The organism is Pedococcus sp., from assembly GCF_036554925.1.
In the GTDB taxonomy this organism is placed as follows: domain Bacteria; phylum Actinomycetota; class Actinomycetes; order Actinomycetales; family Dermatophilaceae; genus Pedococcus_A.
The window spans coordinates 1-23,028 of sequence record NZ_DATBMI010000172.1; the positions used below are offsets into that span (position 1 = coordinate 1).

Annotated in this window: 17 protein-coding genes and 1 pseudogene; 7 read left to right on the forward strand and 11 right to left on the reverse strand. The window is 73.8% G+C overall.

Annotated features, from left to right (window positions below):
- Window positions 1–244, forward strand: a pseudogene (locus VIB11_RS13555) (hypothetical protein); the annotation flags it as partial.
- Window positions 245–316: 72 nt separating this feature from the next.
- Here VIB11_RS13555 and VIB11_RS13560 read toward each other — a convergent pair.
- Window positions 317–1,270: a DNA-3-methyladenine glycosylase 2 family protein gene (locus VIB11_RS13560; RefSeq protein WP_332031763.1), complete on the reverse strand. Its 954-nt coding sequence runs from the start codon at window positions 1,268–1,270 to the stop codon at window positions 317–319.
- A 105-nt stretch (window positions 1,271–1,375) separates the two neighbouring features.
- Here VIB11_RS13560 and VIB11_RS13565 point away from each other — a divergent pair, with 105 nt between their 5' ends.
- Entirely contained in the window at window positions 1,376–2,074 is a 699-nt protein-coding gene (locus VIB11_RS13565; protein ID WP_332031764.1) for a DUF3105 domain-containing protein, read from the forward strand.
- 82 nt (window positions 2,075–2,156) lie between these two features.
- On the opposite strand, the gene VIB11_RS13570 is transcribed toward VIB11_RS13565, so the two are convergent.
- Genes VIB11_RS13570 through VIB11_RS13585 form a run of 4 tightly spaced genes read right to left on the reverse strand, consistent with a single transcriptional unit; the run spans window position 2,157 to window position 7,012 of the window.
- Window positions 2,157–2,963, reverse strand: coding sequence for a class I SAM-dependent methyltransferase (locus VIB11_RS13570; RefSeq protein WP_332031765.1), 807 nt, complete (start codon window positions 2,961–2,963; stop codon window positions 2,157–2,159).
- Between the two features lie 38 nt (window positions 2,964–3,001).
- On the reverse strand, window positions 3,002–4,009 hold the full coding sequence (locus VIB11_RS13575) for a lysylphosphatidylglycerol synthase transmembrane domain-containing protein (RefSeq protein ID WP_332031766.1): 1,008 nt from the start codon (window positions 4,007–4,009) through the stop codon (window positions 3,002–3,004).
- Entirely contained in the window at window positions 4,009–5,907 is a 1,899-nt protein-coding gene (locus VIB11_RS13580) for a glycosyltransferase family 4 protein (protein WP_332031767.1), read from the reverse strand. The genes VIB11_RS13575 and VIB11_RS13580 overlap by 1 nt, the downstream gene beginning before the upstream one ends.
- Window positions 5,908–5,941: 34 nt before the next feature.
- Window positions 5,942–7,012 (reverse strand): glycosyltransferase family 2 protein, encoded by a 1,071-nt coding sequence (locus VIB11_RS13585; RefSeq protein ID WP_332031768.1) that lies wholly within the window; start codon window positions 7,010–7,012, stop codon window positions 5,942–5,944.
- A gap of 176 nt (window positions 7,013–7,188) precedes the next feature.
- Between VIB11_RS13585 and VIB11_RS13590 the strand changes: the two genes are divergently transcribed.
- Window positions 7,189–7,977 carry an inositol monophosphatase gene (locus tag VIB11_RS13590; RefSeq protein WP_332031769.1) on the forward strand — a complete coding sequence of 263 codons (789 nt, stop codon included), beginning with the start codon at window positions 7,189–7,191 and terminating at the stop codon, window positions 7,975–7,977.
- A 44-nt stretch (window positions 7,978–8,021) separates the two neighbouring features.
- Here the strand turns inward: VIB11_RS13590 and VIB11_RS13595 are convergent, their stop codons facing one another.
- Window positions 8,022–10,142 carry a hypothetical protein gene (locus tag VIB11_RS13595; protein ID WP_332031770.1) on the reverse strand — a complete coding sequence of 707 codons (2,121 nt, stop codon included), beginning with the start codon at window positions 10,140–10,142 and terminating at the stop codon, window positions 8,022–8,024.
- Window positions 10,143–10,176: 34 nt separating this feature from the next.
- On the opposite strand from VIB11_RS13595, the gene VIB11_RS13600 reads away from it, so the two are divergent.
- Window positions 10,177–10,884, forward strand: coding sequence for a TIGR03089 family protein (locus tag VIB11_RS13600; RefSeq protein WP_332031771.1), 708 nt, complete (start codon window positions 10,177–10,179; stop codon window positions 10,882–10,884).
- 63 nt (window positions 10,885–10,947) lie between these two features.
- Here VIB11_RS13600 and VIB11_RS13605 read toward each other — a convergent pair whose 3' ends face one another.
- Window positions 10,948–12,576 (reverse strand): peptidoglycan-binding protein, encoded by a 1,629-nt coding sequence (locus VIB11_RS13605; protein WP_332031772.1) that lies wholly within the window; start codon window positions 12,574–12,576, stop codon window positions 10,948–10,950.
- Between the two features lie 271 nt (window positions 12,577–12,847).
- Here VIB11_RS13605 and VIB11_RS13610 point away from each other — a divergent pair, with 271 nt between their 5' ends.
- A complete protein-coding gene (locus VIB11_RS13610; protein ID WP_332031773.1) occupies window positions 12,848–13,672 on the forward strand; it encodes a CoA transferase subunit A in 825 nt (274 codons plus the stop codon).
- Window positions 13,673–13,675: 3 nt separating this feature from the next.
- The gene (locus VIB11_RS13615; RefSeq protein ID WP_332031774.1) at window positions 13,676–14,314 is read left to right on the forward strand and encodes a CoA transferase subunit B; all 639 of its coding nucleotides are present in this window, start codon (window positions 13,676–13,678) and stop codon (window positions 14,312–14,314) included.
- 116 nt (window positions 14,315–14,430) lie between these two features.
- On the opposite strand, the gene VIB11_RS13620 is transcribed toward VIB11_RS13615, so the two are convergent.
- Both VIB11_RS13620 and VIB11_RS13625 read right to left on the reverse strand, forming a co-directional pair.
- The gene (locus tag VIB11_RS13620) at window positions 14,431–16,476 is read right to left on the reverse strand and encodes a SpoIID/LytB domain-containing protein (protein ID WP_332031775.1); all 2,046 of its coding nucleotides are present in this window, start codon (window positions 16,474–16,476) and stop codon (window positions 14,431–14,433) included.
- A complete protein-coding gene (locus VIB11_RS13625; protein WP_332031776.1) occupies window positions 16,469–19,246 on the reverse strand; it encodes an FG-GAP-like repeat-containing protein in 2,778 nt (925 codons plus the stop codon). The genes VIB11_RS13620 and VIB11_RS13625 overlap by 8 nt, the downstream gene beginning before the upstream one ends.
- 348 nt (window positions 19,247–19,594) lie before the next feature.
- Between VIB11_RS13625 and pseI the strand changes: the two genes are divergently transcribed.
- Window positions 19,595–20,653: a pseudaminic acid synthase gene (gene pseI / locus VIB11_RS13630; protein WP_332031777.1), complete on the forward strand. Its 1,059-nt coding sequence runs from the start codon at window positions 19,595–19,597 to the stop codon at window positions 20,651–20,653.
- On the opposite strand, the gene VIB11_RS13635 is transcribed toward pseI, so the two are convergent.
- Window positions 20,650–22,254, reverse strand: coding sequence for a bifunctional UDP-2,4-diacetamido-2,4,6-trideoxy-beta-L-altropyranose hydrolase/GNAT family N-acetyltransferase (locus VIB11_RS13635; protein WP_332031778.1), 1,605 nt, complete (start codon window positions 22,252–22,254; stop codon window positions 20,650–20,652). The two genes, pseI and VIB11_RS13635, sit on opposite strands and share 4 nt — an antisense overlap.
- Window positions 22,254–23,015, reverse strand: a complete 762-nt coding sequence (locus VIB11_RS13640) for a glycosyltransferase family protein (RefSeq protein WP_332031779.1) — start codon at window positions 23,013–23,015, stop codon at window positions 22,254–22,256. The genes VIB11_RS13635 and VIB11_RS13640 overlap by 1 nt, the downstream gene beginning before the upstream one ends.
- Between the last annotated feature and the right edge of the window lie 13 nt (window positions 23,016–23,028).

A 23,028-nucleotide genomic window follows, 5' to 3' on the forward strand; every position in this document is an offset into this window, starting at 1 on the left:
GTCCGTGCACCGCGAGCCCGTCGGTGAGCGGGTCGCCCGTGCGGTGCGCGTGACGCTGCACGGCCTGCCCGGCGTCGGTGTCGACGCCGGCGCCCGCGACATCCGGGTCAGTGCGGAGGACCCCTACCTGCTCGGACGCGCCGTGGCCCGGCTCGAGGTGGCGCTGTGGGGCGAGGGACTCCTTGGCGAGGCTCCGGACGGTGCACCCGGGCTGGAGGCCGTCGTCCTCGTCCGCGAGCGCTGACCGCCGGGGCCCAGTGGGGACGGGCTGGGTGCCGACGGGGCCGGGCAGGGCAGGGCCCGGCGGCGGCAGGGCTCAGCGGCGGGTCGGGAGGTGTCGGCGCGGCGCCATGCGCGGGCCGCGCCTGGGTCGCCGCCCGCCGTCGAGCTCGAGCAGCCGCTGCACGCGGTAGCGGTGCCCGGCGTACGGCTCGAGCAGCTCGGCCAGCGCGTCGTCGTCGAGCGCCTCGCCGGTCAGCGCCCAGGTGATGTCCTTCGCGACGTGGTAGTCGCCGAAGCTGACAGAGTCGGGGTCGCCGAGGGCCCGTTGGGCCACCTCTGCCGAGGTCCACACCCCGACGCCGGGAAGGGCCCGCAGCCGGGCGCGCGCGTCGGCCAGGGGCAGGGCCGCCGCCTGCTCGAGCCGGCCGGCGTGGCGCGCCGCCCGGACGACGGCGGCCGAGCGGGCGCCGTCGACGCCGGCCCGCAGCCACTCCCACGACGGGATGCTCGCCCAGACGCCCGGCTCGGGCGGGATGAACAACCCGCGCTCCGCGCCCGGCCCCGGCGCCTGGGTGCCGTACCTGCGCACCAGGAGCCGCTGCGCGGAGAAGGCCTCCTGGCCTGTCACCTTCTGCTCGATGATCGCCGGGACGAGGGCGTGCATCACCAGGCCGGAGCGCGGCACCCGCCACGCGGCATACCGGGTGTGGGCCTGGGCCACCGGTGGGTGGTGGGCCACGAAGCCGCCCGGGTCGTCCTCGTCACCGAGGAGGGACGGCACCCGCTCCAGGGCCCAGGCTGCTCCGGCCCCCCACGCGGTGGCCTGCACCTCGCCCAGCGCCGGCTGCGCGACGAGGCGCAGCGTCGCCGGCCCCTGCGGGGTGGGCAGCCCCAGCCACCAGCCCTGCCCTCGGTCCGGGTGCACGGTGGGGTCGCCACCGCCGCGCCGGAAGACCGACAGGATCGCCCCCACCGGCACGGCACGCCCGGGCCGCCACACCCGGGTGAGGGCGGGCGACGCGTCCGCTGAGCGGCCGGTCGGGGACATGGGAGCAGTCTGGTCCGTTGGCCTGACAGGTGCGCAGCCCGGCCCCCGTAGACTGCGCCCCGAGCCCGAGCCCGAACCCCAGGCCCCACCGACCCAGAGGAACCCGTGAGCAACAAGAAGGCGAGCCAGGACCGCAAGGCGCGGCTGGCCGAGGTCCAGAAGGCGCAGAAGTCCAAGGAGCAGCGCGTCGTCGTCGGCATCGTCGTCGGCTGCCTCGTGCTGCTGGCGGCCCTCGGCGGCGTCGTGCTGTACGCGATCAACGACGCCAAGGCGCAGCAGCTGCCGAACCTCGGCGTCTCGGCGGCCGCGGCCTCGTGCGACGCCGTCACGACGGACGAGGGCAGCGGCACCGGCGAGCACATCGGGCCCGGCAGCCAGAAGCCCGACCAGACGAGCGTCAAGTACGACACGGCACCCCCCTCGCACGGCCCTCACTTCGCCCAGCCGGCGGTCAGCGCCCGGAAGTTCTACACCGCCGAGGACCGCCCGCCGCTCGAGACCCTCGTGCACAACCTCGAGCACGGCTACACCGTCCTCTGGTACGACGGCGAGAAGGCGAAGGGCAAGGAGCAGATGCTGCGCGACATCGCCGAGCAGGCCAACAAGAAGGCCGAGTCGCAGGACAAGTTCCTCGTCGTCGAGTGGGACAGCTCGCGCGGCACGATGGAGAAGCCGTTCGCCCTGGCGCACTGGTCCAAGGACGCCGGCCACCGGCAGTACTGCGGCGACCTCTCCGGCGCGGTGATCGTCGACTTCATCGAGAAGCACCCGGCCAGCGACACCCAGGAGCCCGGCGCCGCCTGATGCCGGCCTCGGACCCACCACCGACGTGTGCCGCCCGCTCACCGCGGGCGGCACACGCGCGTCCGGGGCATGTGCCCCGGCGTCACACGTGGCGCGGGGCGACCCGTAGCGGCGGCCCGGCGGGGGTCGCCGGCTCCTTGAAGGCCGCCCAGATGTACGTGGGCACGGCCGGCAGGGCGGCGGCCAGCACCGGCTCGGGGACCCGCGCGACCCACCCGGGGATGAGGTCGTCGCCGTCGAACGCCGAGGCGTCGGCGAGCACGGGCAGCGTGTAGTCCCACACGTCGAAGGCCGCGAAGAGCTCGCGCAGCCCGCCGCGGGAGTAGTAGTGCTCGTAGTAGTGGTCGCCCTTGCGGGTCAGCTGCATGTACCGGTCGGCGGCGCGCTGCGGCAGCCACGACAGGAACGGCAGCTTGTAGTGCGGCTCGACGACCTGGTGGCGGTGGCCGACGCCGAGGTAGAGCACGCCACCGGGAGCGAGGACGCGGTGGATGTCGGCGACCACGGCCTCCGGGTCGACGACGTGCTCGTAGATGTGGTTGAAGACCACGACGTCCATGCTGGCGTCGTCGAAGGGCAGTGCCTCGCCGCGGGCGTGGCGGAAGTCGACACGGTGGCCGAAGCGCTCGCGCGCCACGGCCAGACCCGGCTCGTCGATGTCGACACCGGTGGTCCGGGCGCCGGCCCCGGCGAGCTCGTCGGCGATGAACCCGGCGGAGCAGCCGACGTCGAGGGCGCGCAGGCCGGCGAGGTCCTCCCGTCCGAGGGCGTGGCGCACCACCGCGAGGATCTTGGCGGCCTTCTTGCGTCGCTTGGTCTCGTCGAGCATGGCGGCCATCTGCTCGGAGTACGCCAGCTGCTCCTCGCGGTCGCCGCGCTCAACACCCATGGGCACCACCCTAGGGGGCGGCCGAACCGGCTCCGGTGTCACGTGGCGGCGGAGTCGGCCTCGGCGTCCTCCTCCAGCACCACGCCCTCCTGGGCCCGCTCGGCCCGGTTGGTGAGCAGGTGGTGCGAGCGGGCGTACGCCCAGCCGGCCAGCGCGAACACGACGTCGGCGAGGACGGTGAGGAACCGGGAGAGCACCACGACCGCCGCCGCCGCGGACGTGGAGGTGGTGCCCGGCGCCAGGATCAGCACGAGCAGCCCTTCACGGACCCCGACGCCCGCGGGCAGCACCACGCTGAACATGGCCAGCGAGGACGCCAGGGCGAACCCGCAGACGGACGCCACGACGAGCTGACCCGGGTCGACCGTGGGCTCCCCGATGGCGCGGACCAGCACCCACGCGTGCAGGCCGGAGAAGATCCACGCGCCGATGAAGCACGCGGCGGTCGTCAGGACGGCCCGCCCGGACAGGTTGTGCTCCAGCGGCTCACGGCGCAGCAGGCGCAGGCCGACGGCGATCCCCCAGTTGAGCAGTGGCGGCCAGAGCAGCACCACGACGAGCGGCAGCGCGAGCAGGAGCCAGCCGACCCCCTCGCCTCCCTCGCGGCGCAGCAGCAGCGGCAGGGCCGGAAGGCCGACCACGAAGCCGCAGATCGCCGCGAGCCCCAGCGTGATCATGCCGACGACCGCCGACCGGCTCCGCGGGATGTGCAGGCGGGCGGCCATCTCGGCCTGGGCGACGATGCTCCACACCGAGCCGGGGAGGTACTTGCCGAGCTGCCCCACGAAGAAGATGCCGCCGGCCGGCGCGACGTGGAGGTCCGAGCCGAGGTCGGCGAGCAGCCGACGCCAGCCCAGCATCGTGAGGATCGGCGCGACGGCCACGAACGCGCTGGCCAGCGCGAGCGAGCCGCCGTCGACGCGCCGCAGGTCGGCCGAGACCTCCGACCAGTTCCGCACGACCGCCACGGTGACCGCGGCGGTGACCAGGAGCGCGAGCCCGATGCGCAGGCCGTTGAGGACGCGGTGGCGCGGGACGGCGGCCATCAGCGCCGCCGCAGCGTCAGGCGGAGCAGCCCGTAGGCAGCGTCGGGGCGCGTGGAACCGGAGGAGGCCCGGCGCATCCGCCCCGTGATGTCGCCGTCGAGGTCTCCGACCAGGACGAACCCGAGGTCGTGCGAGCGCGCCAGCACGCCGCGCATGTCGGCGGGGCCGAGCGCTCCCTCCGCGCCCGCGGGCCCGAGGGGCAGGGTGAGGCAGAGCAGGCCGCCCGAGCGGAGCGCCCACGACGCCTGGCTCATGGCCTCGTCGACGTCGTCGGCGTCGCAGCCGCCGGGGTGGAGCCGGGCGATGACGTCGAGGGAGGCGGTGTCGATGTCGAGCACCTCGACCGACGAGCGCGCCCCGGTGAGGTCGAGCTCGACGGGGGCGAAGCCGATGGCCCGCGCCCACCTCGACAGCGGCGACCGGCTGCCGGACTCGTCGACGATCACTGCGCTGCGCCGGCCGTCGTCGCGCACCCGCACGATCGCGGCCAGCGCGCCGAGCGCCGCCCACGCGGCGATGCCGTCGGCGCACCGCGGCAGCCCGAGCCCGCGCGCGAGGGCCTTCGCCTCGTCGGCGTCCTCGGCGTCCGCGAGCACGTCGGAGGCGCGCACCCACTCGGGAAAGTCGGTGGCGCGCAGCTCGATCCGGGGCCGACGGCGCGCGATCACGCGCTGCGCACCACGGAACGCCCGCCGCCACAGCTGCTGCGTCGCGGCCTCCTCCCCACCAGGCTGCCCCTCGGCCTCGGGCCCCTCGGCCGCGGACTCGGCAGAGGCCAGGGCCTCGAGCCGGCCGACGTACGTCGCCCACGGACCCGACAGGTCGGGCTCGCGCACCGCAGACCGCAGCTGCGCGGCATACCCGGGCTCGGCCAGGCGCTGCAGTGCCTTCACGAGCGCGTCCTCGTCGTTCGGTGGCACCAGCAGGCCGTCGACGCCGTCGCGCACCTGCCCCCCGAAGGTCCCGACGTCCGAGGCCAGCACGGCGAGGCCGTGGCGCTGGCCGAGCAGGGCGTTCTGGGAGGCCGTGGCGCTGCGGTAGGTCAGGGCCAGCACGTCGTGGCCGGCGAGCAGCGGTGCGAGCCGGTCGGCCGGGACGTAGCCGCCGTGGACCTCGACGCGCCCCCGCAGCCGGGGGTCCTGGGCCAGCGACTTCACCGCGGCACCGGCCTCGCCCCACATCTCGCCGGCCACGGTCAGGGTGAGCCCGGGCACCTGCGCCAGCGCCCGCATCAGCAGGTCGACGCCCTTGTACTCGCGGACGATCCCGAGGGCGAGCAGCCGCGGCGGGCCGTCGTGGGCCGGGCGGTCGACCGGGGCCCCACCGGGCAGGTGCGGGGGCAGGTCGGAGACCGACACCCGCGGGGCACCGAGGTCATGGGCCAGCCGCGCCTGGGCGGCGGAGTGCACGAGCACGGCGTCGACCCGCTCGAGGAACGACCGCATCAGCTCGCGGTCGCCGAGGTGCGGCTCGTGGGGCAGGACGTTGTGCGCGATGACGACGGTGCGGGGCCCGGGGCCTCCGCTCCCCCGGCGGCCGGCCCCCGCAGCGCGCAGCAGCGCGAGGTGGGCCGGGACCACTGCGGGGATGACGTGGACCACGACGATCGCGTCGAACCCGCGCAGCCGGCGACCGGTGCGCACCCAGGTGTCGGGGCGGGCCCAGCTCAGGGCCCGGATGGTGCGCGGGAAGGTCTCGACGTCCGGGGCGCCGCCCGGGACGGCCTGCTCGCCCGGGTAGAGCCGGCTCGGGTAGAGGTGCGACCAGGACACCAGGGTCACGTCGTGACCGGCCTCGGCGAGCTCGTGCGCCAGCGTGGTCGTGTGCGCCGCGACGCCCCCCTTGTAGGGATGCGTCGGCCCGACGACGGCGACCCGCAGCGCCGCGGGGCCGGTCACCGGCGCGCCTGCCCTCGCGGCATACGGACCCTGCTCACACGCCTGTGCGCGAGCGCACGACGAGATCGGCGAGCAGCGCGAGCGAGCCGATCATGATGCCGCTGACGATCAGCAGCACGGTGTTCGCCGGGAAGTACAGCGCCTGGTAGCGGAAGATGTCGACGATGCCCTTGACGACGCCGATCGCGAAGAGCCACAGGGCCGGCGGCATCATCACCTTGAGCGGGTCGAAGTACATCACCATCCGCAGCACCTGGAGGATGTAGCGGTAGGCGTCACGCACGAAGTGGAACTTGCTGACGCCCTCACGCTTGGCGTAGGTCGTGGGCACGTACTTGATGTCGTGCTGGTTGCTCAGGAACGCCAGGGTGATCGTGGTGACGCACGAGAAGCCGGGGGGCAGCAGCCGCAGGTAGGGCAGCGACACCTCGCGGCGGAAAGCCCGCAGGCCGCTGTTGAGGTCCGGGATGGTCTGGTTGCTGAGCTTCTCGGCGATCTTGCGGATCAGCCACTTCGCGGGCACGCGGGCCCACTTGTGGGTGCCCTCCTCGGAGGTGCGGGCCCCGACGACCTGGTCGTAGGAGTCGTCGTCGCGCAGGATCCGCACCAGCTCGGGGATGCGCTCGTTCTCGTAGGTCATGTCGGCGTCGGTCCACACGACGATCTCGCCGTACGCCTGCTGGGTGCCGATGCGGCGGGCGGTCCCGGAGCCGCCGTTGCGGCGGAACGGCATGACCCGGATGTGGGGGTAGCGCCGCGCCGCGTCGTTCAGCACCGCGAGGGTGTTGTCGGTGGAGGCGTCGTCGATGCACAGCAGCTCGTAGGAGAGCTCCGAGGCGACCATGGCCTCCGTGATGCGGTCGATCTCACGGAGCACGTGCTTGCCCTCGTTGTAGCAGGGCAGCACGATCGTGACGTACGGCCGGGGCTCGGCGCCCTCGGCCGACTCCTCGGCGGTGGAGGGGGCCGGCTGCGCCGGGAGGTATGCCGTGTCCGCCGGGTGAGGTGCGGGCGGGCCGTGCTGCGGGGCCCGGGAGCCGGGGGGCGGCCCGGCCGGGATGACCTCGGTCGCGGGGGCGGCGGGGGTGCTGATGTGCTCGCTCATTGTGCTGACGAGCGTACCCGCCGCCAGCACCGCTCCGCGTCGGCGAGGCCGGCGCGCCCGGGGGCCGGCGCAACAGCCTCTGGCCGAGCCGACGCGGGTGGGCGACCGGGCCGGCCGGCACCCTTCGACCGGTCCCCGGTTGGCCCCGGCCGCGTGCCGTGTGGAACCGTTGGGGCGTGGACACAACTGCGGTGCTGGACCTGATGAAGGACGTCGCGGCCGAGGTCATCACCCCGCGCTTCCGCTCCCTCGCCGACGGCGAGGTCATGGAGAAGAACCCGGGCGACCTGGTCACCGTCGCGGATCGCGAGTCCGAGGCGATCCTCACCCGCGAGATCGGCGCTGCGTATCCCGACGCGTTCGTCCTCGGCGAGGAGCTCACGGCCTCCGACCACTCCGCCATCGACCGCTACCTCGCGGCGGAGCACGCGTTCACCGTCGACCCCGTCGACGGCACCAAGAACTTCGTCCACGGCTCCCCAGACCACGCCGTCATGGTGTCCGAGGTCCGCGCGGGTGAGACCGTCCGCGCGTGGATCTGGCAGCCCGAGCACCAGGTGGGGTGGGTCGCCGAGCGCGGCGCGGGGGTCTACCGCAACGGCGAGCGCGTCACGCGCCGGCCGGTGCCGGACGGGGCGGAGCCGCGCGGCGCGACCTCGATGTGGCCGCTGCGGGGCCACTCGTTCGGGCACATGCCGCCGCTCGTGGGGTCGTGGGTGTGCTGCGGCGTCGACTACCCGCGCCTCATGGAGGGCCAGATCGACTACCTCCTCTATGGCCGCAACAGCCCCTGGGACCACGCGCCCGGCGCGCTCATGGTCCACGAGGCCGGCGGCTGGGTGGGCCACCCGGACGGGCAGACCTACGCCCCGCAGAGCCTCGTTCCCGGCATCGTCGTGGCCTCCGACCGCGCGACGTATGCCGCGGTGCGCCGCCAGGCCGGACAGGCCCTCGCCCGCCGCTGATCCGCGCGCGGCCCCTGCACCGGACGCCGAGGCGCAGCCAGCTGTCAGCCGGTGCGGCCGAGCCAGACCTGCATCGGCAGTGCCACCAGGCTGTCGGGCCGCTGCTCGAGGAGTCGCGGGTCCTCGAGCACCTGCTCCCACTTCTTCCCGACCACGGGCTCGATCCGGTCGATGCCGAGCGCCCGCAGGGCGTCGTCGGAGTCCGCCGCCACGAGCACGAGCTGGGCACCGCGGGCCTCGACCGCCTGCTCCACCTGACCGACCGCCGCGAAGAGCCCCTCGCTGTCGCTTCGCAGCGCCGACGTCGTCGACAGCGCCGGCACACCGCACTGCCCGCGCAGCACCTGCGGCCACTCGTTCGCGGCCCGGGAGTCGACCATCATGGCCACGTCACCGGGCCGGAAGGCACTGCACACGTCTCCCACCGCGGCGAGCTGGCCGCTCTCCACCCGCTCGGTGCGGTGCGGCCAGGTGGCCATCGCCGTGGGGACGACGAGCGCCAGCACCATCGCCGCGCTGGTGGCGACCAGGACGGAGGCCGGCATGCGGCGCGCCGACCAGCGGGTCACGACCGCGGTGAGCCCGACGACCAGCAGGACGACGGTGGGCAGCGCGATCACCAGGCGCCGATCGGCCCACGGGTGGTCGGGCGTGATCCCGGGGCGGTAGAGCGTGAGGGCCGTGGAGCCGACGGCGACGACCAGCGGCCCGGTCCAGCTCGGCAGCTCGTTGCCCTCGCCCCAGACCGCCAGTGCGCGGTACACGAACAGCGCCGCGGCCAGCAGCGCGAGGACGAGCGCGGCGGGACCGACCCACCACGACATCCACACCAGCGTCTGCTCGGCGTAGGTCCGGCCACCGTCGACCGGCAGCCCCTGGCGGAGCTGGAGACCGGCCACGACCCTCGATCCGGGGTCGGCCGCCGACTGCCGGACGGTCTGCCACAGGGGCCGCGAGGCCAGGACGACTCCGACCAGCAGCACCAGCCCGCCGCCGGCGAGCGGGAGCCACCGCTGCACGCCCGGCGGGAGGGAACGGTGCCGCCCCAGCACGACGAGCAGCGCGCTCACCACGACCAGGGCACCGCCGAGCACCGCGAGCGGCAGGAGCGACCCACCGATGCTCTTGAGGTACTCGCTCGAGGTCAGCCAGGTCAGGCCGAGGGCCGCGGCGGCCGTCACGCCCGCCGACACGGCCAGTGGCCAGGCGTGGCGCTGCCGCTGCAGAGCCGCGAACGCCGCCACGGGGGCGAGGAGGAAGACCTCCCGAAGCGCGTCGACACGCAGCAGCACTCCGCCGCCGATCAGCCCGCCGGCGACGAGGGCAGCGGAGTGGGCCCGGGTCACGTCCATCGCGCGTGCCGAGCGCGCGGCCTGGGCGAGCGCCGCGAGCGCCGCGAGCAGGACCATCACGGCGAGTGGTTCGGAGTAGGTCGACCGGTTGACGTGCAGCAGCGGGAAGCACAGTGCCATGCCCACGGCGGCGAGGGGAGCCCAGCGGGGGCCGACGGTCAGTGCCGCGAGCAGTCCGAAGGCGAGCACGCCGAAACCGCCCGCGATGGCCGGTGCCCAGAACGCCGCCTCCGCTCCCCCGGTCCACCAGGCCACGGAGTATGCCGCCGAGGGCCCGATCGTGAACTGCGGCTGGATGGCCGGGTCGGCGTTGGTGCCGACCTGGTAGAAGGCCGGGCTGGCGAGGGTGATGCCGTCGAGGGCGAGCACCTCGGGTCCGCCCACACTGTTGGCTGCCACCTCGACCGGACGCGTGTGCTGCTTGGCCAGGTCGAGAGCCGCCTGGAGGTTGCTCCCCGAGTCACGGCGGGGCAGGACCTGCTCCGAGTGGGTCGCACCCGCCCAGACCGTCGCGGCCACCGCCACCGCTGCCACTGCCGCTGCCGCCCAGACCGGCAGTGGCCGGGCCGGGACGAGGGCGGCGACGCGCGCCGCGACGCCGCCGAGGACGAGCAGCACCGCCCCTGCGACGACGGGGTGCCACAGGCCGGCGAGGGCGAGGACCCCGCAGGCCGCCGACCCCAGCACGAGCCACGCCGCAGCACCCGTGACGACCCGGCTGAGGAGCCAGCCGGCCACGACCTCCCCGCGCAGCAGGGGCAGCTCGGACGGGTCGGGTGCGTACGGGTAGCTGCGGGCGGCGCGGCTGCTCACAGTCGGCCACGCTATCGCTCCTAGGCTGGAGCCCATGCGCACCCCAGCCGATGTCCTCGCCGACCTCCTGCGCGTAGACCCCGCGCGCCCCCGCGTCACGTTCTACGAGGACACGCCGGGCCCCACGGCCGGCGAGCGCATCGAGCTGAGCGGCAAGGTGCTGGCGAACTGGGTGAGCAAGGCCGCCAACGCCCTGCAGGAGGAGTGGGATGTCGCGCCCGGGCAGACGGTCAGGCTGGCCCTGCCCCCGCACTGGCGTTCGCTCTACTGGGCGCTGGCGGTGTGGTCGGTGGGCGCCGGCGTGACCCTCGACGAGGCGGACGCCGACGTCCTCGTCACCGACGACCCGGGGCTCGCCGCGGCCGCGGAGGTCCCCGCGGTGCTGGTCACGCTCGCCGCGCTCGCCCGCTCAGCTCCCGACGGCACCCCGGCCGGTGTGGTCGACGAGGCGCGGGAGCTGTCCACCTACGCCGACCAGTTCGCCCCCTGGGAAGAGCCCGACGCCGGGGACCTCGCCCTGCGGACCGTTGCCCGCAGCGCTGCCTACGCCGACGTCGTTCCGCACCCGGACTGGCCGCAGGGCACCCGTCTGCACACACGCTCCCCCGAGCTCGAGGAGGTCCTGCTCGATGCCCTCGCCGTCTGGGCAGGGGACGGGTCGCTGGTGATCTCCCGTGGGCCGGCCAGCGCCGAGCGCGACCGTGACCGGCTGGCGGCCGAGGGCGTCACGCTCGAGCGCTGAGCGCGTGGCGAGCCCGGCGCCTCCCGGGTGGCCCGGGCCCCGGGTCGCTCCCCGGCAGCAGCGTCAGCGTCGGCGCAGCTCTGCCTCGAGGGCCTGCCACGTCAGCGAGGCGACCACGCCCGTGCGCGCGATCTTGGCCCGCGCCTGCAGGGCCTTGACCGCCGCCTCGGTCTGCGGCCCGAACTGGCCGTCCGCGGTGATGCGCAAGGCCTTCTGGAGCACGATGACGGCCCGGCCGGTGGAGCCGCGCTTCAGCACGGTGGCGCGGTACGCGAGGAGGGGGTGGTCCCGGGCCTCGAGCGCCTTCCACACCTTGGCGTCCACCACCCCGGTGACCGGGAGCCGGTGCGCCTTCTGGAAGGCCTTGACGGCGGCCGTGGTGCGCGGGCCGTAGGCGCCGTCGACGGCGAGCCCGCCGAGCGCGCGCTGCAGCACCTTCACAGTGGTGCCGCTCGAGCCGGCGCGCAGGACCGTGCGCGCCACCGAGGTGTAGGCCGTGGTCGAGCTGGGCCGGGCAGCCGCCGAGGGCACTGGCTTCGAGGCCGCGACCGGGGGCCGGGCGGTGCTGCGCGAAGGCGTCGTCGGGGCCTGGCCGGAGGCCTGCCCCATCAGTGCGCGCCAGGTCGAGGCCGCGACGATCCCGTTGGCGGGCAGCCGGTTCCGGCTCTGGAACGCGCGGACCGCACCATCGGTCTGCGGCCCGAACTGGCCGTCGGCGGTGATCTTCAGCGCCTTCTGGAGCGCGACCACCGCGGCGCCGGTCGACCCGCGCCGCACCGTGGTGCCGACGTACCTCGCCAGCGGCGACACCGGGGCCGCGGCCGCGGGCTTCGCCCCCCGGGCGGGGACCTTGCCGAGGGCGACCATCCTCGACCAGGTGGCCGCGTCGAGCCTGCCGGTCACCGGGACGCCGTTGGCCGCCTGCCACTTCTTGAGCGCTGCCAGGGTGATGGGACCGAACTGTCCGTCAGCGGTGACCCCGATGACCCGCTGCGCGAGCGCGACGTCAGGGCCGGAGCTCCCTTGGACCAGCACGGCATACACACCGGACGGCGTGCTGGGGGCCGTGGTCGGGCTCGGCGTCGGAGCCGGCGGGCCGGGGTCGATCTTCGTCACCGCGCGGCCGGTCCACCAGGACGTCCGCTGGTAGGCGCCGTCCCAGGTGAAGGTGAAGTGGATGTGGTCCGTGTGCGGTGAGGACCCGGTGTACGCGGCCCAGCCGCGCTCGGGCGCGTAGGCCCGCCACATCTTCTTGTTCCAGATGATGTAGTTGATGCCGAACCGCCGGGCCATCGCGCCGGGGCGGCCCTGCGCGTCGGGCGCCGACAGCCAGGCCACCACGGAGTCGGCGATCGCCTTCTGGCCCGGGTTGGCGGCGTTGAGCATCCAGTCCCAGGCCCGGCCCTCGGAGTGCTCGGTGACCCCGCTGTTGCAGTTGCGCTCGATGGCCCACGTCGCGGCGCTGCCCACCTTGTAGTGGGAGACCATCAGCTGCGCGAAGGCGGTCACGCCCGGCTTGGCGTGGGGGTCGCACACCCGCTGGCCCTGGTACGGGGGAGCCACGTCGAGGGCGCTGGGCAGCGACCGGACCGGGGGCTTCGGCGGGGGCGCGGCCACCGCGCCGGAGACTGCCAGGGGCACGCCCAGCATCGGGATGGACAGCACTCCGACCGCACGGACCACGACAGACACAGGCACCCCTCACTCCGCACCGCCGCCCGGGTCTCGGGCGAGGGCTCGACCCACTTCAGCTGCTCTCAGGAGGCCCACCGGTCACAGGTGACTCTGAGCCAGTCATTTGTCCCACTGGTCACATCCCGCCACAAGCGGTTTCGTTGAATTACAAACCTGATATTCGTCGGCGCCGACGCCGGCGGGGTGTGACGGGCCCACGCGGGACCCGGCGGAACCATGGAGCCATCCCCCACCGGGAGCGCTGCTGTCGGCCGCTAGAGTCCCCCGCATGGACAAAGTCGTCTCCTCTGCCTCCGCGGCCATCGACGGGATCGTCGACGGCTCCTCCCTCTCGGTGGGCGGCTTCGGGCTCTGCGGCATCCCGAGCGTGCTCATCGACGCGATCCACGAGGCGGGGGTGAAGGACCTCGAGGCGATCTCCAACAACTGTGGCGTCGACGAGTGGGGCCTCGGAATCCTGCTCAAGGACAAGCGGATCCGCCGGATGGTCTCGTCCTACGTCGGCGAGAACAAGGAGTTCGAGCGGCAGTACCTCTCCGGTGAGCTCGAGGTCGAGCTGACCCCGCAGGGCACCCTCGCCGAGCGGCTGCGGGCCGGGGGCTCGGGGATCCCCGCGTTCTACACCGTGACCGGCGCCGGGACCCAGGTCGCCGAGGGCGGCCTCCCGTGGCTGTATGCCGCGGACGGCACCGTCGCGAAGGCCTCGCCGCCGAAGGAGACCAAGGTCTTCGAGGTCGACGGCGAGGACAAGGAGTTCGTCCTCGAGCGCGCCATCGTCGCCGACTTCGGGCTGGTGCGGGCCTGGAAGGGCGACCGGCACGGCAACCTCGTCTTCCGGATGAGCTCTCGCAACTTCAACCCCCTCGCCGCCATGGCCGGCCGGGTCACGATCGCCGAGGTCGAGGAGCTCGTCGAGCCGGGCGAGCTCGACCCCGACTCGGTGCACCTGCCCGGCATCTACGTCCAGCGCGTCCTGCCGCTGACGCCGGAGCAAGCAGCGAGCAAGCGCATCGAGCGCCGGACCGTCCGCCCCCGACCCACCCCCGTCGACACTGCCGACACCGCCACCACCGCCGACAGCAAGGAGGCCTGAGTCATGCCCCTGACCCGCGAGCAGATGGCCGCTCGGGCCGCCGAGGAGCTCTCCGACGGCGCCTACGTCAACCTCGGCATCGGCCTGCCCACGCTGGTGCCCAACTACGTTCCGGACGACGTCGAGATCGTCCTGCAGTCCGAGAACGGCATCCTCGGCGTCGGCGCCTATCCCTATGAGGGAGAAGAGGACCCGGACCTCATCAACGCCGGCAAGGAGACCGTGACCCTGCGCAAGGGCGCGTCGTTCTTCGACTCCGCCACCAGCTTCGGGATGATCCGCGGCGGCAAGGTCGACGCCGCCATCCTCGGCGCCATGCAGGTCTCCGCCTCGGGCGACATCGCCAACTGGATGATCCCCGGCAAGATGGTCAAGGGCATGGGCGGCGCGATGGACCTCGTCCACGGGGCCAAGCGTGTCATCGTCCTGATGGAGCACAACGCCAAGGACGGCTCGTACAAGATCGTCGAGGAGTGCTCGCTGCCCTACACCGGCCGCGGCGTCGTGCAGCGCATCATCACCGACCTGTGCGTCTTCGACGTCACCGAGAACGGCCTGGTCCTGCGGGAGCTGGCCGAGGGAGTCACCGTGGACGAGGTGCGGGAGAGGACCGAGCCGGACTTCACCGTGGACCTCGCCTGACCGGCACACCCCGGGACACACCCGGGCACCCACGAAGGGGCGGGACGCGCGTGGCGTCCCGCCCCTTCGTCGTCCTGCGGTTTGCCGCGGCGGGCCGGCTGTCGTGCCGGCCTCCGCTACGGGAGCAGCTGCGAGAAGATCTGCCAGCCGTTGCCGACCGCCCGTCGCGGCTTCCAGCCCCCCGTGCCGTTGCCCGGGTAGAGGTAGAGCAGACCGGAGGAGGTCCGGGCCAGCACGTCGGCCCTGCCGTCGCCGTCGAAGTCGCCCGGGCTCGTCACAGCGGTGAACGCCTCCCAGCCCCTGGTGCCGATGAGGCGGCGCGCCTGCCACCCGCCGGCGCCGTCGCCGGGGTAGAGGTACAGCTGGCCCGCGACGGTCCGGGCGAGCACGTCGCGCCTGCCGTCGCCGTCGAAGTCGCCGGGGCTGAACACCGCGGAGAAGATGTTCCAGCCGCCGCCGATGACCCGCTGGCCCCGGAAGCCCCCGGTGCGGTTGCCGGAGTAGAGCACCAGCGCGGCGTCACTGGCCCGCCTCGCCATCAGGTCGGTGTACCCGTCGCCATCGAAGTCGCCGACGGGGAAGACGAGGTTGTGCATCTGCCAGCCGGCACCGATCTTGACGCCGGCCGCGAACGTGCCGTCGCCGTTCCCCCGCCGCAGGTACAGGGTGCCGTCCCTGCCCTGGACGAGGACGTCGCTGACGGCGTCGACGTCCCACGTACCGGCGGTGAGCGCCCTGGCGTAGCCGTTCCACCCGCTCGGCTCCGGGACCTTGACGCCGCTCCAGCCGCCCGAGCCGTTGCTCGAGTACACCCGGAGCGCACCGGAACCCGCCACGACCGCGAGCACGTCTGCCTTGCGGTCCGAGGTGACGTCACGCGGGAAGGACGAGGCCGAGACGGAGTTCGTGGGCACGAACCAGTTCGACTTCAGGGTGGTGGCGCTGCCATCGGGGTCGAGGGACGAGCGCAGGCTGCTGCCGCTGACCGTCACCGAGCCGCGGGTCCCCTCGAGCACCGCCTCGACGACGGCGCCGCCCATGTCGCCGTTCCCGGTGCGCCTCGTGACCCGCATCTGCAGGTACGAGCCGATCGCGGGGTAGGACGCCTCCACCTCCCGGACGGGCACGGTGGCGGTCCAGGTGTGGTTGGGGTTGGCCGCGACCGCGTCCCAGGGGTCGGACTTGGCCTTGAGGTAGGGCTGGCTGCCCTGGGAGGTCCACCCGCCACTCGAGGAGCTGAACTGGGTGAAGGCGACGGCCGAGCCGTACATCGCGGCCGTCTGCGCGGTGGCCGCGACCGCCGCGTCGCTCTGGGGGTACTCGTAGCTCGTCGAGCCGACCTTGGTGCCCCTGAAGACCTGGCTGCGGGTGTCGTCGTAGACGTCGTACCAGTCCTTCGACAGCGGGGCGTACCGCCGGTGGTGCTCGGCGAAGGAGCGCGCAGCGACGGCTTGCGCCGCGACGGCATCCGCCGGCCACGAGGCCGGCATCTCGCTGGGCACGACGCTGCGCAGGTAGCTCTCCATGGGAAGGGCGACCACCGGGACGAGAGCTCCACCGCTGACCGTGCGAGCGGCGCGGAGCTGGTGCCGGTACACCACGGACGTGCCGGAGCGGGTCGTGGTGACCAGCCCGGTGTCGGGGTTGAGGAACATCGCCAGGGAGCCCGGCGACGTCGTGAAGTGCTGCCACGTCGTGTAGTCGGGCGTGAGGTACTCGACCCGGATGCGGGTGGCGTTGCCCGGCTCGGGAACCATGCGCCAGCCCGTCACCGTCGACTCCCCCGCCTTGATGATGGTGCGCAGGCGGATGACGTTGGTGCCGTCCCACGAGATCGACAGGCCGGTCGCCGGCTTGGCGGGGATCGACGAGCCCAGGCTGGCCACCCTCACCCGGATCAGGGGGTTGCCGACCGAGCCGAGGCTGACTCCCGAGTAGTAGTAGCGGATGATGTCCTGCCACGACTTGCCCGCCTGCGCGCCACCGTAGGCGCCGTACTGCGACATCCCGATCCCGTGCCCCCAGCCGTGGCCGCGCAGGGTGATCGAGCCCTCCGGGGGACGCGGGTACACCTCGTCCGCCCGGGCCGGGGAGGCGGTGACCATCGTCGCCGCGACCGCGACCCCGGCGGCCGCGAGCGCCGCGAGGCCACGCCTAGCCAAGGACGGCCGTCCCCATGGCCGACGAGCTGACCGGTTGCCGAGTGCTGCTGAATCCATTGCCGTTCCCCAGGTAGAGCCAGGTGTTCCCCTGCCGGTCTGTGGCCAGCAGGTCGTTCTTGCCGTCTCCGTTGTGGTCGCCGACCCCCAGGAGGCGGGCGAGGTCGGTCTGTCCCGTCAGAACGACCACGGCGTCGTTGAGGGTGCCCGGGCCGCTGCCCCGGTAGTTGAGGACGGCACCGTCGGAAGCCCTCAGCGCGATGACGTCGCCGTTGTAGTCGGTGTTGACGGACCCCGCCCCGGTGACGCTGCGCATGACGTTCCACCCCAGTCCCAGCTCGACCGACCACTTCCACGTGAAGTCGCGGTTCAGCGTGTACATCCGCAGCTGCCCGTCGGTGGTGCGGGCGAGCACGTCCGGGACGCCGTCGCGGCTGAAGTCGCCCAGCGCCTCGATCATGTCGAAGATCTGCCAGCCCCCGCCGAACTTCACGGGCGGCGCGAAGCCGGACGCCTGACCGCGGAAGTAGTGCAGGTCGCCGTCGGCCGAACGGCCGATGGCGTCGGTGCGGCCGTCGGCGTCGACGTCGCCGATGATCCTCACGAGGTTCATCCCGGTGACGTCCATCGTGATGCTGACCGGTGCGGCGTCGAAGTCCCGGTGGCCCGTGCCCGGGTAGAGCAGCAGGTCGCCGTCGGAGGTGCGGCGCGCGACGACGTCGGGGGTGCCGTTGCCGTCCCAGTCGGCGCCGGAGGTGACGTGGCTCAGCGAGCCCCATCCCCCACCCCAGAAGTTGTACCGGGCCAGGGCGCGCCCGCTCGAGGCGTAGTACGTCCGCATGCGCCCGCTGGTCTCCCGCGCCAGGACGTCGCCCGCGCTGCCGTCGCCGTCGAGGTCGCCCGCCCCGATGACGGACTCGACCGAGCCCCACCCGCCGGACACGACCGTCGCGGAACGCACCGAACCGTCGGGCTGTCCGGCATACATCACCAGCTTGTTGTCCGAGCGCCGTATGGCCAGCAGGTCCGGCGATCCGTCGCCGGTGAGGTCGCCCACGGACGCCACCGAGCGCAGGGCTCCCCAGCCCGTGCCGATGACGCGTCCCGAGCGCACCCAGCCTCGGCCGTCGCCGGAGTAGAAGAGCAGCGCGCCGTCGTTGCGCAGGGCCAGCAGGTCGGCCCGGTCGTCGCCGTCCCGGTCGCCGGAGGCGATCAGCTGGTTCATGACGTGCCAGCCGCCGCCCTCGACGGACATCCCGGCGAAGCCGCCCCGGCCGTCGCCCCGGTAGACCCGCACGGTGTTCGCCCCGGGGTCCCGGGCCAGGATGTCGGCGTGGCCGTCGCCCGTGAAGTCCTCCGTGACGACGATGTCGTCCAGGGCGTTCCACCCGGCGCCGATGGCCCGGCCGGCGGCGACGGGCTGCGGCGACGCGCCGACCAGCAGGCTCGGCCTGCCGGCCATGCTGGCCGGCGACCAGGTGCCGTCGTACGCGAGCAGGTCGGGGGTGCTGCCGTAGTCCAGGGAGCGCCGGAGCATGACCCTGCGCATCGTGCCCATCCGGGTCGTGACATCGCGGCGGATGGCGGGGAGCAGGTCGTAGAGCCGCTGGCCGGGGCAGGCCGTGGAGTACCCGTCGCGGTGGCCCGAGACCCGGTTGAAGTACTTGTCGCGTGCGTAGACCGTCCCGGTCGCGGGGTTTCCGTGGACGCTGAACTTCCACGCGATGACCCGCTCGATGGCGTCGAGCATCGCGGTGGGGGGCGTGGTGGAGCTGAAGTTCCCGATGGCGGAGACGCCGAAGGACCACGAGTTGTAGTTCATGGTGTGGGCGCCGATCACGGCGCGGTCGACCCCGCCGTAGCGCCCCTCCCAGATGCGCCCGAAGCGGTCGACGAGGAAGTTGTAGCCGATGTCGCTCCAACCCTGCCCGTTGACGTGGAAGTCGTAGATGCCGCGGATGATCCCGGGCACCTGGGCTGAGGAGTAGGTGTTGCTGCCATCGGTGTGGTGGACGAAGGCGATGTGCGCCTGCCCGTGGAACGGGCCGTCTCCCCGCTTCGACTCGTCGGCGCCCCAGTCCCTGCGGGTGAGGATGGCCGGGCGGCCCGCGTCGGCGGAGGCCGACCCGGCCGGGGTCCGGCCGACGGTGGCGTCGGCCCCGGACGTCCCCGGGTCGACGATCACGACCTCCACGCCTCGCGGAGCCGCTGCCGTGGCACGCAGGAGACGCACCTGCGTCCGGTCCCCCGTGACCACGTGGGGGCTGGTCGCCTGCCGGGCACCCCGCCCCTCCGAGCCACCGGCACCGTCCACGTCGGGCGCGTGGTCGCCGTCGTGCTCCATCTCCTGCCAGGGGCCCCACGTCCCGTTGTCGTGGACCCGGATCTGGATGACGTCGCTGTCGACGACCGCACCCTCGTCCCAGACGACACCGACGACGCCGAGGGAGTTCGGGACGGGCTGCGCGGGGATGGCGCCGCCGGAGCGGGCGCGCGTCAGCTCCGGGCTCGGACGCGTGCCGGTGGTGCGCGCACCGGTGGTGGGCGACGCCGTGGCGCGCGCACCCGTGGTGGGTGACGCCGTGGTGCGGGCACCGGTGGTGGGCGACGCCAGGGTCGCGCCCTCGAGCGCGGCCAGCGCCTCCAGCGAGGCGGGGGCGACCTGCACCGTGGCCCGCTTGGCTGCGACCGGCTCCGGGCGCGGCGCCGCACCCGGGAGTGGCCCGACGGCGGCGACCTGGGTACTGATGAGGCCCAGGCTCAGTCCGAGCACAGGCAGGAGGGGGCGGCGAAGCACAGCAGGTCGTCCAGACATCGCGGTTCCTTGTCGGTGCGCTCGGCGGCCTCGGCCGGGGCCGAATACACCATGCCCCAGAAGCACCCCATTTGCGACGTGCACCACCCGGATTCCCGTCGGTCGCGCCAGTTCGTTACCGAGCCGAGACGGTCACGGGCACGACGGCGCGGTCGGCTCCTGCCGCCCGTGAACGCCTGCGGTCGCATCAGCCGCGCACGGGCGAGCCGCTGCTCTGTCCTCACCGCGCCCCGGCCTTCGCGTGACCCCCACCGTGTCGCCTAGGCTGGCCGCTACCACCCGCCAGCACCCTTGGGAGAACCTGCCATGAGCCGCCCTGACGCCATCACGATCGGCGACCACCGCGTGGGAGCCGGCGAGCGCCCCTTCGTCATCGCCGAGGTCTCGGGCAACCACAACGGCTCGCTCGAGCGCGCGCTGGAGATCATCGACGCGATCGCCGAGTCCGGCGCCCAGGCGGTGAAGTTCCAGACCTACACCGCCGACACCCTGACGATCGACGCCAAGGGACCCCGGTTCCAGATCCGGGCGGGTCACGAGCTCTGGGGCGGCCGCACCCTCTACGACCTCTACCAGGAGGCGCACACCCCCTGGGAGTGGCACGAGCCGATGTTCGCGCGGGCCCGCGAGCGGGGCCTGACCCCCTTCTCCAGCCCCTTCGACCCCACCGCGGTGGAGCTGCTGGAGTCGCTCGACACCCCCGCCTACAAGATCGCCTCGGCCGAGGTCGTCGACCTGCCGCTCATCCGGCTGGTGGCCTCGACGGGCAAGCCGATGATCATCTCCAGCGGCATGGCGACCCTCGGCGAGATCGACGCCGCCCTCAACGCCGCGCGCGACGGCGGCTGCCGCGACATGGTGCTCCTCGCGTGCACGGCCTCCTACCCCGCGGCCCCCGAGGACGCCCGGCTGCTCTCGATCCCGACCCTCGAGCAGGCCTTCGGGATCCCGATCGGCCTGTCCGACCACACCAAGGGCATCGGTGTCTCCGTGGCAGCGGTGGCGCTCGGCGCCGTCGCGCTGGAGAAGCACGTCACCCTCGCCCGCGAGGACGGCGGGGTCGACTCCGACTTCTCGCTGGAGCCGGCTGAGCTGACCGCTCTGGTGGCGGAGACCGACGCGGCACGCAAGGCCGTGCAGCCGCCGCGGTTCGGCCCGACCGAGTCCGAGAAGGACACCCTCGCCCTGCGCCGGTCCCTCTACGTCGTCGCCGACGTCAAGGCCGGGGAGCCCGTCACGCGCGAGAACATCCGCTCGATCCGCCCCGCCGGCGGCCTTCCGACCGACGAGATCGAGAAGGTGCTGGGCCGCAGCTTCGCCACCGACGTGGAGCGCGGCACGCCGCTGACCTGGGACCTCATCTAGCCGGCAGCGTCCTCGACGGGCTTGAGGTAGCGGGCGAAGCCCGCGTCGTCCGGCGGGAGCTCGGGCAGGTAGCCCGAGCCCAGGAACAGCCGCTGGGAGGCGGCGTTGGAGACGTGCACTGCCGCGAGGTATGCCGTGCAGCCCGGCGAGGTGCGCCTGGTTCCGCCGTGCTCGCGGCACCGGATCGCCCACTCGGCCAGGGCGCGCTCGCCGGCGGCGAGCAGCGGTGCGGCGAGGCCCTGCCCGCGTCGCTCGGGCGCGACGGTGATGGAGACCTCCCACTCGTCTGCGCCCTCGTGGTCCCAGCGCACGGTGCCCACCGGGCCGCTGTCGTCGTCGGCAACGAGCAGGAGCCGGTCGTCCCGCGTGAGGCTGGCCTCCAGCCAGGCCAGGTGGCTCTCCCAGGGCACCTCCTCGGAGGAGCGCGAGTTGGTCCGGGTCGCGGGGTCGTTGCGCCACCGCCACAGCGTCTCGGCGTCGCCGAGCGCAGCGGGTCGCGCCCGCACCGCCGCCCCGTCGCGGGCCGGGGCCGCACCGGCGTGGACGGCCTCCCACGCCGAGACCACCCGCCACGCCCCGAGACCGTCAACGAGTCTCGCGGCCCTGCCCGCCAGGGCCACACGTGCCGCCGGGTCCTCCAGGAGTGGACGGAGGGCGGCCGCGGCAGTGGTGGCGTCGCGGAGGTCGGCTGGGCCCCCCAGGCCGACCGCCGCACCGGAGTCGACGACGAGGTCGTAGCCGGCCCGCTGGTTCTCGACCACGGCCACGGCGGCCATGGGGGTCCGGAGCGCGCACAGCTCCCACAGGGAGGTTCCCGACGCCGTGACCACGAGGTCTGCCGCGGCCATCCGCTCCGGCAGGTCGGCCACCGGGAGGGTCACGGTCAGCCGACCGGGCGCCCAGGAGGCCTGGCGGTCGCGCAGGCCCGCCTCGGTCGCGGACGTGGCGATGGCCGTCACGTCGAGGTCGAGCCCGGTCGCGGCCAGCGCGTCCACGACCAGCGGCGCGCACGCCTGCGGGTCGGTGCCACCCATGACGACCAGAACCGTGACCGTGCCGCCCCCCGGAACCGCGTGCGCCTCCGGCCCGTCGGGGTCGCGACGGCCCTGCAGGATGGCCTGCCGGATCGGCGTGAACCGCCCGCCACGCAGGGACCAGGTGGCGGCGGCCGGTGCGGGGTTGCCCTCGGCCCCCGGCGTGGGGTCGACGGACAGGTCGGCGGGGCGCGCCCCGAACGACCCGTCGCACACGTTGCTCAGGAGCGCACGAGCGCTCGCGGGCTCGCCCCCCTCGCGGCGCACTGCCCCGGGGCCGAGGGCTTGGAGGACGGCCGGGTCGACCTCGTAGTGGTCGACGTGCAGCACGTCGTAGCCGCTGGCGAGAGCGGCGAGGGTCTCGGCACGGTCGTCCGGCACGGGGCCGAGGAGGGTGGCACGCGGCCCGAGACCGGCGAGGAGCGGCTCGAGGAAGTCCCCGCTGATGCTCCCCGAGAAGGCCACCTGGTGGCCACGGGCGACCGCCTCCTCCGCGAGGGCGACGCACCGGACCACGTGGCCGACTCCGATGCCGGGACCGCCGTCGCAGCGGAAGAGGACGCGCATCAGCCGGCTTCCAGCGCCTTCTGGGCGATGTGGGCGTTGAGCTCGGCGAGCTCCGGCCGCCGGCGCAGCAGGCCGATGATCTCCCGGCGGCCCGCGACCCCACTGCCGCGCGCCTCGACGATGGCCCGGAGCGCGCGCAGGTCGTCGTCGGTGTCGAGGGTGATGCGCAGGTCCGTCGACGGCGGGGCGAAGCACAGGCCCATGAGGTCGTAGTGCTCGGGGTCGGTGTAGATGCCGGAGGTGACGTGGGTGCGGTGGTGCTCCGTGGCGGTGGCCGCCACGCGCCGGAGAGCGTCGGCGGTGACGAGCTCCACGTCGAGCCCATGGGGAAGGGTGCGCACCAGCACCGTCGAGACGTAGTCGCAGGCAGGGTCCGCGCGCCAGGCGGAGACGACCGCGTCGATGATCGCGGGGTCGGTGAACGGGCAGTCCGAGGTGATCCGGACGACGGCGTCGCAGGGGTGCTCGTCCACCACCTGCACATAGCGGGCCAGGACGTCGTCCTCGCTCCCCCGCACCACGTCGACGCCGAGCGAGGCGGCCAGGTCGGCGACGGCGTCGTCGGCTGCCTCGGTCGTGGTGGCCACGACCACACCGTCGACCTGGCGTGCCGCCCGGCACGCGCGCACGACCCATTCGAGCACGGGGAGCCCGCCCAGATCGGCCAGGACCTTGCCGGGAAGTCGCGTCGACCCGGTCCGAGCCTGGATGACGACGAGGACGCGCATGGTGCTCCTAGGGGCGTTGGGGAGTCGTGACATTATGGCCCCCATG